The sequence below is a fragment of the Spongiivirga sp. MCCC 1A20706 genome (genome assembly GCF_046524175.1).
GTDB lineage: Bacteria > Bacteroidota > Bacteroidia > Flavobacteriales > Flavobacteriaceae > Spongiivirga.
Window position 1 is genome coordinate 94,155 of the sequence record NZ_JBEFZF010000009.1, and the last position, 12,387, is coordinate 106,541.

At 36.9% G+C, this 12,387-nt stretch carries 14 protein-coding genes; 9 read left to right on the forward strand and 5 right to left on the reverse strand.

The features are described from left to right. Positions 1 to 20: 20 nt before the first annotated feature. The gene (locus ABN763_RS17730; protein ID WP_410486839.1) at positions 21 to 602 is read right to left on the reverse strand and encodes a M23 family metallopeptidase; all 582 of its coding nucleotides are present in this window, start codon (positions 600 to 602) and stop codon (positions 21 to 23) included. Positions 603 to 760: 158 nt separating this feature from the next. On the opposite strand from ABN763_RS17730, the gene ABN763_RS17735 reads away from it, so the two are divergent. The 3 genes from ABN763_RS17735 (at position 761) to ABN763_RS17745 (ending at position 2,055) form a co-directional block, all read left to right on the forward strand. Further along, entirely contained in the window at positions 761 to 919 is a 159-nt protein-coding gene (locus ABN763_RS17735) for a hypothetical protein (RefSeq protein WP_410486840.1), read from the forward strand. A gap of 128 nt (positions 920 to 1,047) precedes the next feature. Next, on the forward strand, positions 1,048 to 1,596 hold the full coding sequence (locus tag ABN763_RS17740; protein ID WP_410486841.1) for a carboxymuconolactone decarboxylase family protein: 549 nt from the start codon (positions 1,048 to 1,050) through the stop codon (positions 1,594 to 1,596). Between the two features lie 66 nt (positions 1,597 to 1,662). Further along, entirely contained in the window at positions 1,663 to 2,055 is a 393-nt protein-coding gene (locus ABN763_RS17745) for a cupredoxin domain-containing protein (protein ID WP_410486842.1), read from the forward strand. A 73-nt stretch (positions 2,056 to 2,128) separates the two neighbouring features. Here the strand turns inward: ABN763_RS17745 and ABN763_RS17750 are convergent, their stop codons facing one another. Next, the gene (locus tag ABN763_RS17750) at positions 2,129 to 3,649 is read right to left on the reverse strand and encodes a serine hydrolase (RefSeq protein WP_410486843.1); all 1,521 of its coding nucleotides are present in this window, start codon (positions 3,647 to 3,649) and stop codon (positions 2,129 to 2,131) included. A gap of 60 nt (positions 3,650 to 3,709) precedes the next feature. Next, positions 3,710 to 4,258: a ClpP family protease gene (locus ABN763_RS17755; RefSeq protein WP_410486844.1), complete on the reverse strand. Its 549-nt coding sequence runs from the start codon at positions 4,256 to 4,258 to the stop codon at positions 3,710 to 3,712. 111 nt (positions 4,259 to 4,369) lie between these two features. Here ABN763_RS17755 and ABN763_RS17760 point away from each other — a divergent pair, with 111 nt between their 5' ends. Then, a complete protein-coding gene (locus tag ABN763_RS17760) occupies positions 4,370 to 5,050 on the forward strand; it encodes a hypothetical protein (protein ID WP_410486845.1) in 681 nt (226 codons plus the stop codon). A 31-nt stretch (positions 5,051 to 5,081) separates the two neighbouring features. Here ABN763_RS17760 and ABN763_RS17765 read toward each other — a convergent pair whose 3' ends face one another. Then, positions 5,082 to 5,612 carry an N-acetyltransferase gene (locus tag ABN763_RS17765; protein WP_410486846.1) on the reverse strand — a complete coding sequence of 177 codons (531 nt, stop codon included), beginning with the start codon at positions 5,610 to 5,612 and terminating at the stop codon, positions 5,082 to 5,084. Between the two features lie 89 nt (positions 5,613 to 5,701). On the opposite strand from ABN763_RS17765, the gene ABN763_RS17770 reads away from it, so the two are divergent. Next, entirely contained in the window at positions 5,702 to 7,093 is a 1,392-nt protein-coding gene (locus tag ABN763_RS17770) for an ATP-binding protein (RefSeq protein WP_410486847.1), read from the forward strand. Between the two features lie 5 nt (positions 7,094 to 7,098). Beyond that, entirely contained in the window at positions 7,099 to 8,772 is a 1,674-nt protein-coding gene (locus ABN763_RS17775; protein WP_410486848.1) for an FAD-dependent oxidoreductase, read from the forward strand. 10 nt (positions 8,773 to 8,782) lie between these two features. Here ABN763_RS17775 and pafA read toward each other — a convergent pair whose 3' ends face one another. Further along, entirely contained in the window at positions 8,783 to 10,432 is a 1,650-nt protein-coding gene (gene pafA, locus ABN763_RS17780; protein WP_410486849.1) for an alkaline phosphatase PafA, read from the reverse strand. Positions 10,433 to 10,551: 119 nt separating this feature from the next. Here pafA and ABN763_RS17785 point away from each other — a divergent pair, with 119 nt between their 5' ends. The 3 genes from ABN763_RS17785 to ABN763_RS17795 are packed head-to-tail and all read left to right on the forward strand — an operon-like array spanning position 10,552 to position 12,387. Then, the gene (locus ABN763_RS17785) at positions 10,552 to 11,289 is read left to right on the forward strand and encodes an MlaE family ABC transporter permease (RefSeq protein ID WP_410486850.1); all 738 of its coding nucleotides are present in this window, start codon (positions 10,552 to 10,554) and stop codon (positions 11,287 to 11,289) included. Continuing rightward, entirely contained in the window at positions 11,289 to 12,053 is a 765-nt protein-coding gene (locus tag ABN763_RS17790; protein ID WP_410486851.1) for an ABC transporter ATP-binding protein, read from the forward strand. Before ABN763_RS17785 ends, ABN763_RS17790 begins: the two co-directional genes overlap by 1 nt. A 16-nt stretch (positions 12,054 to 12,069) precedes the next feature. Then, positions 12,070 to 12,387, forward strand: a complete 318-nt coding sequence (locus ABN763_RS17795; protein ID WP_410486852.1) for a DUF1905 domain-containing protein — start codon at positions 12,070 to 12,072, stop codon at positions 12,385 to 12,387.

Genomic DNA, 12,387 nt, shown 5'->3' on the forward strand with positions numbered 1-12,387 from the left:
CATCTAAGGTATAAAAGTAATCACTTTCTTAGCCATGTATCAGGATCTAAGTAAAACATTTTTCGATAACCTTGTATGGCATCAGGATCACGAAGCCACCAATACGGAAAAGGTGTGGTAATTGCATAATGCAAATGCGATGGTGTATTGACGGCGTTGCCGGTATTGCCAACTGTTCCTAACTTTGTTCCAGACTTTACCGGTTGTAAGGGAAATGCATCTATCTCATTTAAATGTGCGTAATAATGAAAACGCCATTTGGGCCCTAATACCATTACACTCTTCCCTCCTTTACCACCTTCATAGGTGTAAATCACTATTCCGTAGGTAGATGAGACAACATCGGTACCTTTCTCCTTAAAAATGTCGATCCCTTTATGGGTGATAGAACTCCCCCAGGGATATGCCCAGAATGAATTGTCATCCCAGTCAGCTGTTGTCGCTCCTTTAACAGGAATGATCATTTTTTGCGGCAGTAGAAATCCTATAACAATTATGATTAGGGGCACTAAGGTATATTTTCTTGTTCGCTTGTTTCTAAAAAGTCGTCCCATCCAACCGAAAAGCCAGACTAAAAAACGTTCTGTGGTACGTGTTATCATCGAACTTAAAGGTACAAATATGTCTCAAAGTAAGCATGCGGGAAAAATTGACATGCACTAAGGAAATACCTTCATTTTATTAAACTCCATTTGACCACATCTTTGCAGTGTATTAATCATCAAGTTGATTTAATCAATTTAAAAGAAGAAAGGAAAATATGAACAAGTCAATATTTAATCTGATAGAAATATTCAGAAAAGGAAATAAAAAAATCATCAATACTATTTCTCCTAAATCTCATTGTGAGTTAAAAAGTCATCATGATTTCTATTGTGAGGCTGAAAAACCATTTATCACTAAAGAAAACATTGTTTAGGAAAAATTGACACGCACTAAGGAAAATTGTTCATCGTATCGCACGGAACTACATCCGACATTTGCCTAAGAAATTAGAAATCACAAACCATAAACTCCTTTTAAAAGGGAAAACAAAAAAATAAAATTATGAGCACATTTAATGTACCAACTAGAGAAGAAGTAAGTAGTAACAACCAAGCAATTTTTGACAATTTAAAAAGCAAACTTGGATTCGTTCCAAATTTATATGCTACCTATGCCCACTCAGAAAATGCATTGGGTAATTATTTAGCACTTTCAGGAGCAAAAACTTCGTTGAGCGCTAAAGAAAAAGAAGTTGTAAACTTAGCTGTTAGTCAAGTAAACAATTGTGAATATTGTTTAGCAGCCCATACTGCAATAGGGAAAATGAACGGATTTAATGACGAGCAAATTCTTGAAATTAGAACCGGTAGCGCATCATTTGATACCAAAACAAACGCATTAGCTGCTTTAGCAAAAAACATTACCGAAAATAGAGGACGAGCAGATGAATCAGTAGTAAATAACTTCTTCGACGCTGGTTATAATAAAGAAAATTTAGTAGATACCATTGTTTTAGTAGGTGATAAAACTATTTCAAACTATTTACATAGCACAACGCAAATCCCAGTAGATTTTCCTGCTGCTCCAGCATTAGAAACAGCATTAGTATAACCATTAATATAAATTCAATTATTAACATTTAAACAAAAGGTTTCCGCTAACGCGGGAAAAGAAATTATGAAAAAAGTAATCTCAGTATTCGTATTAGTATTCGCAGTAGCATTTTCAGCAAACGCTCAAGAAAAAATGATGAAAGAAGCTGCAACTAAAACTATAGCACTTGAACAGACCAAAGGTGAGTTCACTCAAAAACAAATTACTGTTAATGCAGGTACCTATGTATTTGAAATTTCAAATAACGGAGTAGGTCATGACGTAGGATTTGTTCTGGTTAAAAAAGGTCAAGATATTTCTAAACCAGAAAACCACATTAAAACTGCTTATGTAACGGAAGTGGTAAAAGACGGTAAGACACAAACATCAAAAGCAACAAAATTGGCGAAGGGTGAATATGTGTACTTCTGTCCACTAAACCCAACTTCAACTGATAATACATTGACTGTACAATAATACAGTTAGATGCTTACAAAGTGAAAAGGCTTCCAGGTTTGGAAGCCTTTTTATTGTCAACAATTCCGGACGCCTATTTTTTAGTAGCATTCAACTCCTCAAAAAAGAAATCATCGTTAGGCACCTCAAATTTTATACCTTTCACCTGATGATTGTTATCTGTGGTAAACTGTACGGTGCCGAATGAAAACCAAGGCTGATCTTTTTCCCATATTATTTTATAGGTATCATAATGCCAGTGCTCCAACCTTGCTTTAAGGTCTTGCGCCCTAGTAAAATCGAGTATTATCGCTCCATTTTTTTCATATACTTTGATGGGTCCATGGCCCTTTGGCATATAGGTACCAGAAATAGCTTCCGTTGTTAATGAAGGTTTCGTTTCTTCCACTCTTTTAGCCTTAAGATCAGAAATTCTGGTATCACTTGCATAATACCGATCACTGTTGACTTTAAAAAAATTAGACCAATCTTTTTCTTTTCTACCTAAGTATCGGTCAAATACATAGTATGCAATTGCACTTGTTGGCACCTTAACGCCATTGGTCAGTACTACGACACCGAGGTTGAGATCTGGAAGTAAATTAACCGTAGAAATCATTCCGTCGTATCCTCCACCATGTCGTACCATATATTTACCTTGGTAGTCACCCAAAAACCAACCAAGGCCATATCCCGCCCATCGGTTACCAAAATCGTTTTTACCAACATGATTCCTAGTCATCGTTGTATGCGGCCGCCACATTTGGTTTCTACTTGTTTTGCTGAATAAAGTGTCTTTCTCAATTATCCCATGGTTCAGGTTTGCTGCTATCCATAATCCCATATCATGAACACTTGACAGCAGTCCACCAGTTGCCTGTACATTATCCCATGAAACCCAGGGTGTAACAGAGTGCTTTCCATCTCGATATTTATGTGGGGTTGCATAATTTCCTTTTTGGGCTAACATCGACACACTAGGAACTGTTCTTGTCATACCAACAGGGTCAAGAATACGCTCTTGTACATTTTCAGCCCAACTTTTACCAGTAACTTCCTCAATAACCTTACCTGCTGTAATAAACATTAAATTGGAATATCCATATCCGCTTCGAAACGGATAAGACTTTTTTACATGTTTAATGTTTTTTATAATTTCTTCTGATGTAAAATCACTGCGATACCATCCAGTATCCCCGTGAAAAGTTCCCAATCCTACACGATGGCTCAGCAAATCTCTTATCGTAATCATTCCTGAGATAGTAGGATCGTATACCTCAAAATATGGGATATACTGCTGAACCGGATCATCCCATTGAATTTCACCCTCTTCTACCAATTGTGCAATCATAGCACTGGTAAAGGCCTTTGTATTACTGGCTATGGCGTACAACGTATGCTCATCATTTTTGTCAGGTTTTCCCAGCTCTTTGACCCCATATCCCTTTTCAAAAACGATCTCACCATCTTTAACAATTGCAACACTTAAGCCAGGAACGCCCCATTGTTCGACCGCGTTTTCAATGTACTTATCGAGCTTTTTAAGATTAACTTTTTGTGCCTGAACACCTGATAAAACAAGGAAGAGGCAAATTGAAACTATACTTCGTAACATACACTTTATTAAAAAAGAAAGGCTCCCTTATTTGGAAGCCTTTTTATATTATTTATTCAATTATTCTAAAATCCCATCGACAATGCCATAGTCAACAGATTCCTGCGCATCCATCCAGTAATCACGGTTAAAATCTTTCATCACTTTCTCGAAAGACTGCCCACAATTATCCGCTAATAATCTAGCGCTAAGTTCTTTTGTTTTAATAATTTCTTTTGCCTGAATCTCGATATTCGACGCCTGCCCCTGAGCACCTCCACTAGGTTGGTGAATCATCACCTTTGCATGTGGCTGAATAAATCTTCTTCCCTTTTTACCCACGGATAACATAATAGATCCCATGGAAGCAGCCAAACCTGTACAAATAGTAGATACCGGGCTTTTTAAACTTTTAACGGTATCGTACATCGCAAAACCAGAGGTGACATAACCACCAGGACTATTAATATACAGTTGAATTTCGTCGTTACTAATACTATCTAAATACATTAAACGCTCTATCACATGTTTCGCTGATTTATCATCGACCATTCCCCACAAAAACACCTTTCGTTCTTCGAGCATTCTTTGATCTATAAGATCTTGTATTTTATTCTTTTTTTCTTTCATTATGTACAATCGTATTTTACCCTATAAAAATAAACAATATTCAACTACTACGCTATTCGTTGAAACGTCGTTAAATTCTTATTTTTATCCTCTCAAAAAGAAACCATTACGATGAAAAAAATAGCGATCATTTTATTAAGTATCACTTTATTTACAGGCTGTAAATCGAATAAGAAAGAGGAAGCAGTTACAGAAACTTCTGTCGATGACCGAAGCGTTCAAGAAAAAATAGCAGATGCTTATGGTATTAAAAACTGGCATAAAGTAAATGAAATTCGCTTTACATTTAATGTGGACAGACCAGATAATCACTACGAGCGTGCTTGGTCTTGGAAACCAAAAACAGCAGATGTTACGGTGAAGACAGAAGAAGGTGAAGTTCGTTTCAATACCAAGAATTTAACCGAGGCGGATATGGTCTCCGATCAGCGTTTTATCAACGATAAATATTGGTTGTTAGCACCATTTCAATTAATCTGGGATCGAACGGCTACCATTACTAATCAGGATAGTATTCAATCTCCAATAGGAGGAGAAATGCTTGGCAAACTAACTATTACGTATCCCTCAGAAGGTGGGTATACCCCCGGTGATGCCTATGACTTTTTCTATGATAAAGACTACTTAATAAAAGAATGGGTGTTTAGAAAAAGTAATGCTGCTGAACCCAGTATGATAACCACTTGGGAGAAAAATGAAGATTTTAATGGTTTAACTATAGCAACAAGTCATTACTCTCCAGATCGAGAATTGCAATTATACTTTACCGATATCGAGGTAATTACAAATTGATAAAAATACATAATCAATCTAGACAACTTCTTTAGCCTAGGTTGTAACGTTCAGAAACAATATCAAGCCATTCAGGATGCCGTTTTATGTACATCGCAACGAAGGGACATAAAGGGGCAAGTGGTTTTTGTTTTTCCTTTACAATTTGCAATACTTGTCGTACCATTGCTGATGCAATGCCCTTGCCTTCTAATTCCTTTGGCACCTCGGTATGGGTCAAATAAAAACTGTCTTTCGCATCAATATATTCCATAATGGCAAGTTGACCGTTTACCTTTAATTCAAAACGTTTTTGGTCCTTGTTATCAACAATTGGCATATCGTTAGCTATACTATTATTTTCAATATCCTCTAACAAATAATAGGTTAAAGCACCAGACGGACATTTACTAACCTGTGCTTTTATTTGGTCAGCGGTAGCATTTTCTAGGGTAATCCAAGGTTTTTCTGCTGGCTTGTATACCTCAGGAAGAGTCTTGACACAAACACCTGAATGCGTGCAGCGTTTTGGTTTCCAAATGACAGTCAAATCTTCTTTTTTGTATTCTTTTCTTAGATCCATAACGTTAAACTATTGTGTTGTTAAGTTACTAATAATATCAACAGAAAAGCAAATGGAAATAAGTACCTTTAAATTGGAAAAAATGAATTATGTCAAACCAAAATCTTATCATCCTAAACCAATTTCCTACCTTAAAAAACATTCCTGCTGAACAATTACAATGGCTCGCAGAGCATATAAAAATTGAAGTACTTGAGGTCGATGAATTCTTATTTGAAAAAGGCAGCCCGATAGATAACTTATTACTCATTATTGAAGGCTCCTTTGAATTATACCAACAGGAAAATAAAAGCAAAAAGACTTTTGGCAGATTAGATCAATACGATATTAGCGGTCTTCTTCCATTTTCTAGAGCAACCACCGCCACCGGATACGCCATTGCAAAAACCAGTGCAAAAGTTGCGAAGCTTAGCCGTCATTTAATAACAGAAATGATTAAAAAGCATTATGAATTGACAGAAGTCCTCGTGCATGAAATGAATAACCGCATCCGATCTATTACTCAAATGCAGGTACAGAATGAGAAACTAATTGCTTTGGGTAAAATATCCGCTGGACTCGCACATGAATTGAACAATCCGGCATCGGCGATTGTAAGAAGTGCCTCACTATTACAAAACCACTTAACCACGCTTCCAGAAGATTTTAAAGCGGTCATACAGATTGATATCACCCCGGAAATGACCGATAAGATTAACGATTTTATGTATCAAAAACTTGAGCAAAAATCAAATAACCTATCGCTGCTAGCTAAAAATGAACTTGAGGACAATTTAGAGGATTGGTTTTCTGATTGCAATTTGAGCGATCAATACGATCTGATCCCACTTTTGGTGGAGTATAACTTGAGCGTCACTGATTTAGAATATGTAAAATCTTTCTTACGAGAAGAGGATTTTAACCCCATTTTAAAATGGATAATTCAAAATATGACCACTCAGAAAACGGTCACTGATATTAAGGAAGCTTCAGCGAGAATCGAAAAATTAATTAAGTCGATAAAAAGTTATTCGTACATGGATAGGAATCTAGACACTCAACTTTTTAATATACACGACGGAATTGAAGATACCTTGACTATTCTTGATCATAAATTATCAAAAAAAGGGCATCAAGTACTTACAGATTTTGATGAATCCTTGCCAAATATTAAAGGATTACCGGGAGAGTTAAATCAGGTATGGACCAACATTATTGATAATGCAATAGACGCGCTTCCTAACAAGGGCGGCATCCTAAAGATAAGCACAAAACATGACAAAAACTACGTGAAAGTAGTAGTAAATGACAACGGTCATGGAATTCCTGATGATATTATTTCTCATATTTTTGAACCTTTCTATACCACCAAAGAAATTGGAAAAGGAACAGGTCTAGGTTTAGATATTGTGCTGAAAGTAATTAAACAACACAAAGGAGAAATAAATGTAGACTCGACCGCCGGGAACACTACTTTCGAAATATGTTTGCCAATTGAATAAACGCTATGAACCAACAAACAAAAAAACCGCTCATCGTATCTCTAGATGATGATGTACAAGTACTAAAAGCGTTAAAAGCCGATTTAAGAAATCGCTATAAAAATGACTACAGAATTCTTGCAACAACCTCAGCAACTGAAGCAATTGATGCGATTACTGAGTTAAAGAATCAAGGTTCCGAAGTAGCACTTTTTATTTCTGATCAACGAATGCCTGAAATGCTTGGTGTGGAATTTCTTGAAAAGGCACTTCAAGTTTTTCCAAGAGCAAAGCGAGTTCTTTTAACAGCGTATTCAGATACTGATGCAGCAATAAAAGCAATAAACGATATTCAACTGGATTATTACTTGCTTAAACCATGGAATCCCCCGGAAGAAAAACTATACCCGGTAATTGATGATATTTTAGACGACTGGCTCGCCTCTTTTTCACCTAATTTCAGTGGGTTGCGCATTGTTGGCTATCAATTTTCACCAAAAACACATGCTATAAAAGACTTTCTAGCAGGAAATCTTTTTCCCTATCAATTTTTAAATATTGAAAATAATGAAGAAGCCCAGCTACTTGCAAAAAACAATAACCTAAGTGATAAAGAATTGCCAACGGTCTTTTTTGAAGATGGGAGTTTTCTTCAAAATCCGGATTTAACTACAATAGGAGAAAAATTAGGACTTAATATTCATGCGACTGAAGAGTTGTATGACGTTATAATTATTGGGGCTGGTCCCGCTGGATTGGCGGCTGCAGTCTACGGAGGATCAGAAGGGTTAAGGACCTTATTAATAGATAGAAAAGCCCCAGGAGGACAAGCAGGGACAAGTTCAAGAATTGAAAATTATCTTGGTTTCCCAAATGGACTTAGTGGTCAAGACTTAGCCCGCAGGGCGATTACGCAAGCCACACGATTCGGAATTGAGTTTTTATCTCCTCAGGAAGTTGTTGACATTATGGTAAAGGACAATTACAAAGTAATTACATTGTCAAATGGGACCTCTTTAAAAAGCAAGGCACTTGTTATTACCACAGGGGTTGATTATAGAAAACTGAACAACACCGGGGTTGAAGAATTATCTGGCGCAGGTATTTATTATGGCGCTGCCACTACAGAAGCCCACTCCTGTAAAAATGGAGAAGTTTATATTGTTGGTGGGGGGAATAGTGCTGGGCAAGGAGCCATGTATTTATCAAAATTCGCTACAAATGTTTTTATTGTAATAAGAAAAGAATCATTACAAGATACGATGTCGCAATATCTTATTGACCAAATTGACAATACGGATAATATAACATTATTAAGTTACACCGAAATAATTGAAGCCTGCGGTAATGGGCATTTAGAAAAGGTGGTGTTGCTAAATAATAAAACTAATTCGAAAGAAACTAAGGAAGCCACGGCCATGTTTATTTTTATTGGCGCTAAACCTTATACAGCTTGGACGGGAACATCGTTATTAAAGGATGAAAAAGGTTTTTTACTAACCGGCAGAGCTGTTTTAGACCATCAAGAAGGTCAAAAAATATGGAAACAAGAAAAAGACCCTTACTTACTAGAAACCAGCATTCCCGGTATCTTTGCGGCTGGTGATGTAAGAAGTGGAGCAATGAATCGTGTTGCCTCGGCCGTTGGCGAAGGTGCCATGGCCATAAGTTTTGTACACAAATTTTTAGCTGAAAACTAAAACCACATAACTAATCAATCACCTTAGAAATAGGCTGTCCGGTCGCACCATTAGGAAACGCAATGCCTAATAATGCTGAAATCGTGGGTGCAATATCGGTAATATTCGTTTTTTCGGTAGTACTTCCTTGGTTGATACCTTGACCAAAAAACAGTAATGGCACATGAGTATCGTATTTCATTCCGCTACCGTGCGTCGATCCTGTCATTGAGTACGAAATAACCCCGGGGTTAAGTACATAAATAACGTCGCCTGATCGCATTTGGCTATATCCATTTTTTAAAGCAACCTCAAGACCTTCGGTAAAATTAACTTCAAGCAAGGTCTCCGCAGAATAAGCATTATGCATGTAGTCATATTCTAAAATTTTAGCTACCAAGGCTTCTTGAATATCCTCCACATCAAGACCCATTTCCTTAATTAATTGATGGTCTAGAAAAAGTTGTGCATTGCTCATATTCAGCAACAACTTTTCTGAACCAAACTCCGCTTTTAAAAACATTTCCATGTCTGATTTCAAGGATCTCCAATCATAATAACCAGCAGGGATTTTAACAGATTGCAAATAAGAAGGTACATGTACTGCGCCATGATCTGCGGTTAAGAAAACTGTGTACTTTCCTTTACCCACTTGTTCGTCGAGTTGATTCAGTATTCGTTCAATATCTTTGTCTAGTCGTAAATAGGTATCTTCGATTTCAACAGAATTTACCCCAAACTGGTGTCCAACATAATCAGTGCTTGAAAAGCTAACAACCAAAAAATCGGTAATGTCATCGACACCAAGCGCTTCTTGAGTTAAGGCTTCGAGTGCAAAATCAGTGGTCATACTGTTACCATAAGCAGTTGTTCTTAAAATACTATATCCGTCATTTTTCTTACTTAACTTTTTAAGACCATACGGAAAAACGGGAGTATCTTTTCCTTTCACTACACCTTCAAACTTATTATTATCAAGCCCACTTGCTTCATAGGTATTAATATCATAGAGTAATTCCCAGTCTTTCAGGTATTTTTTCAGGCTTTTTTTCTTGTTGTATTGTTTTACCCAGTTGGGTAATTCATCCATATAAAATGTACTCGTGATCCAATTCCCTTCGTCGCCGCCTACAAACCAATAAGCTGCATTTGCTGAATGCCCGGCAGGCAGTATAGAGCCTCTATCTTTTATTGCAACCCCGATAGTTTTACCACGCATTTGGGTATGTAGTCTATTTTGATCGGCTACTGTAGTGGTTAACATTCTGTGCGGGGACATTTTTCCTGCATCCGTTTTTGAGCCTACACTTTCATACCGGTCATCACCGGCACAATACACCATTTTCTTTTTGCGTTTATCAAAAAAGTTGTTGCTAATTACTCCATGAACACTTGGGGTGGTACCGGTATGCACTGAGGCATGGCCCGGACCAGTATAAGTGGGTATATAATTAAAGTGATTGTTTTTACAGTTAAAGCCCTCATTTACCATACGCTTAAATCCGCCATCACCATACCGATTCCAAAACCGCGTTAGATAATCATAGCGCATTTGATCTACCACAATTCCCACCACTAATTTCGGGTTTTCAAATGGCGCTTCCGAAGATTGACTATTCAAATTCAAACCGCATAAAAACAATGCCCCTGCTAATAAAAACCTAACCATAAGATGTTTCATAATTTCCTTTTTCAAAAATAAGGCATTTTAGTTCACATCTCCATTTCTAAAATAAAACGAATGTTATCATTTTGCCAGAAGCTATTCAATTTCTAGTTGATAAACCCTATTTTTAACCTATGATTTATATCCAGAATCTAGGTCGCTATTTTAACATGCTTCGCAAGGTGTTTAGTAAGCCTGTAAAATGGGTTATTTTAAAAGACCTTATACTAAAAGAAATGAATGACCTGATAAATAATTCACTGGGAATTGTGGCGTTTATTTCCTTTTTCGTCGGTGGCGTTGTCACTATCCAAACTGCCTTAAATATTGACAATCCTTTTATTCCAAAATATCTAATTGGTTTTGCGACAAGACAATCGATCATATTAGAGTTTGCCCCAACCTTTGTTTCTATAATAATGGCCGGAAAAGTAGGATCTTTTATAACCTCTAGCATTGGCACGATGCGTGTTACCGAGCAAATTGACGCCTTGGATGTAATGGGAGTTAACTCATTAAACTATCTTGTTTTCCCTAAGGTTATTGCTTTATCACTTTATCCATTTTTGATTGCTATTGGTATGTTTCTAGGCATTCTGGGTGGTTGGACTGCTGGTGTTGTGGGTGGACTTACCTCAAGCGCCGATTTCATAAATGGGTTACAAATGGATTTCAAAACATATCATATTGTCTACGCATTTATAAAAACTGTAGTTTTTTCATTTGTACTAGCTACATTACCGGCCTTTTACGGTTATTATATGAAGGGTGGTGCACTAGAAGTTGGACGTGCTAGTACTACTGCTTTTGTATGGACCAGCATTGTCATTATCGTACTTAATTTTATATTAACGCAATTAATTCTTGGGTAATGATTGAAGTTGAAAATTTACATAAATCATTTGGCGACAATCATGTTTTAAAAGGTATTACTACGTCTTTTGAAAAGGGGAAGACCAATCTTATAATTGGCCAAAGTGGATCAGGAAAAACGGTTTTTTTAAAGTCCCTTCTAGGAATTTTTGAGCCAGATGAAGGTACGATCTCATTCGACGGCGGGGTATATTCTAACATGACTGATGAGCAAAAACGACTACTTCGTACAGAAATAGGAATGGTTTTTCAAGGCAGTGCGTTATTTGACAGCATGACCGTAGAAGAGAATGTGATGTTTCCTCTAAAAATGTTCTCAAAACAAGCGAAAAGTGAGATGGAAGATCGGGTTGATTTCGTTTTGAAAAGAGTGAATTTGTTGAACGCAGAGAAGCGTTTTCCCGCAGAAATTTCAGGTGGGATGCAAAAGCGTGTTGCAATTGCAAGAGCTATTGTAATGAATCCGAAATATCTATTTTGTGATGAGCCCAATAGTGGGTTAGATCCGAAAACCGCCATATTAATTGATAATTTGATTCAGGAGATCACTGATGAGTACCAAATCGTAACGGTCATTAATTCTCATGACATGAACTCGGTTATGGAAATTGGCGAAAAAATTGTTTTTTTAAAAGATGGTTTAAAGGCTTGGGAAGGCACAAATAAAGAGATCTTTAAAACCGATAATGAAGCAGTTACCAACTTTGTTTACTCATCGGAACTTTTCAAGAAAGTACGAAAAATGTACTTAGAAGAAAGTTGATGTAAAGCAATAGTGCTTGCAAGCAGTTTCAGTGAATATTAAAGGAGTCCCATATCAGTTTAGCGCAACAGTTTGGCAACATAGTCCTAACGGGGGTTGGTGGTTTGTTTCGCTTCCAAAACCCATTTCCACTGAAATAAGAAATTTATTCAAAAAGGAGGAAGAAGGTTGGGGACGACTAAAGGTAACCGCTTTAATTGGTAAAACGGAGTGGAACACTGCCGTTTGGTTCGATAGCAAAGCAAACACCTATTTACTTCCTTTAAAAGCTGAAATCAGAAAAAAAGAGTCGATACTTATAAATAAAGAAATTTCAGCAAAAATTTGGGTTTGA

Coding starts and splice junctions, on each gene's coding strand:
- ABN763_RS17740 (WP_410486841.1), top strand. CDS start 1,048: ATGAGCACATTTAATGTACCAACTAGAGAAGAAGTAAGTAGTAACAAC.
- ABN763_RS17785 (WP_410486850.1), top strand. CDS start 10,552: ATGATTTATATCCAGAATCTAGGTCGCTATTTTAACATGCTTCGCAAG.
- ABN763_RS17760 (WP_410486845.1), top strand. CDS start 4,370: ATGAAAAAAATAGCGATCATTTTATTAAGTATCACTTTATTTACAGGC.
- ABN763_RS17765 (WP_410486846.1), bottom strand. CDS start 5,612: ATGGATCTAAGAAAAGAATACAAAAAAGAAGATTTGACTGTCATTTGG.
- ABN763_RS17790 (WP_410486851.1), top strand. CDS start 11,289: ATGATTGAAGTTGAAAATTTACATAAATCATTTGGCGACAATCATGTT.
- ABN763_RS17770 (WP_410486847.1), top strand. CDS start 5,702: ATGTCAAACCAAAATCTTATCATCCTAAACCAATTTCCTACCTTAAAA.
- pafA (WP_410486849.1), bottom strand. CDS start 10,432: ATGAAACATCTTATGGTTAGGTTTTTATTAGCAGGGGCATTGTTTTTA.
- ABN763_RS17730 (WP_410486839.1), bottom strand. CDS start 602: ATGATAACACGTACCACAGAACGTTTTTTAGTCTGGCTTTTCGGTTGG.
- ABN763_RS17745 (WP_410486842.1), top strand. CDS start 1,663: ATGAAAAAAGTAATCTCAGTATTCGTATTAGTATTCGCAGTAGCATTT.
- ABN763_RS17775 (WP_410486848.1), top strand. CDS start 7,099: ATGAACCAACAAACAAAAAAACCGCTCATCGTATCTCTAGATGATGAT.
- ABN763_RS17755 (WP_410486844.1), bottom strand. CDS start 4,258: ATGAAAGAAAAAAAGAATAAAATACAAGATCTTATAGATCAAAGAATG.
- ABN763_RS17750 (WP_410486843.1), bottom strand. CDS start 3,649: ATGTTACGAAGTATAGTTTCAATTTGCCTCTTCCTTGTTTTATCAGGT.
- ABN763_RS17735 (WP_410486840.1), top strand. CDS start 761: ATGAACAAGTCAATATTTAATCTGATAGAAATATTCAGAAAAGGAAAT.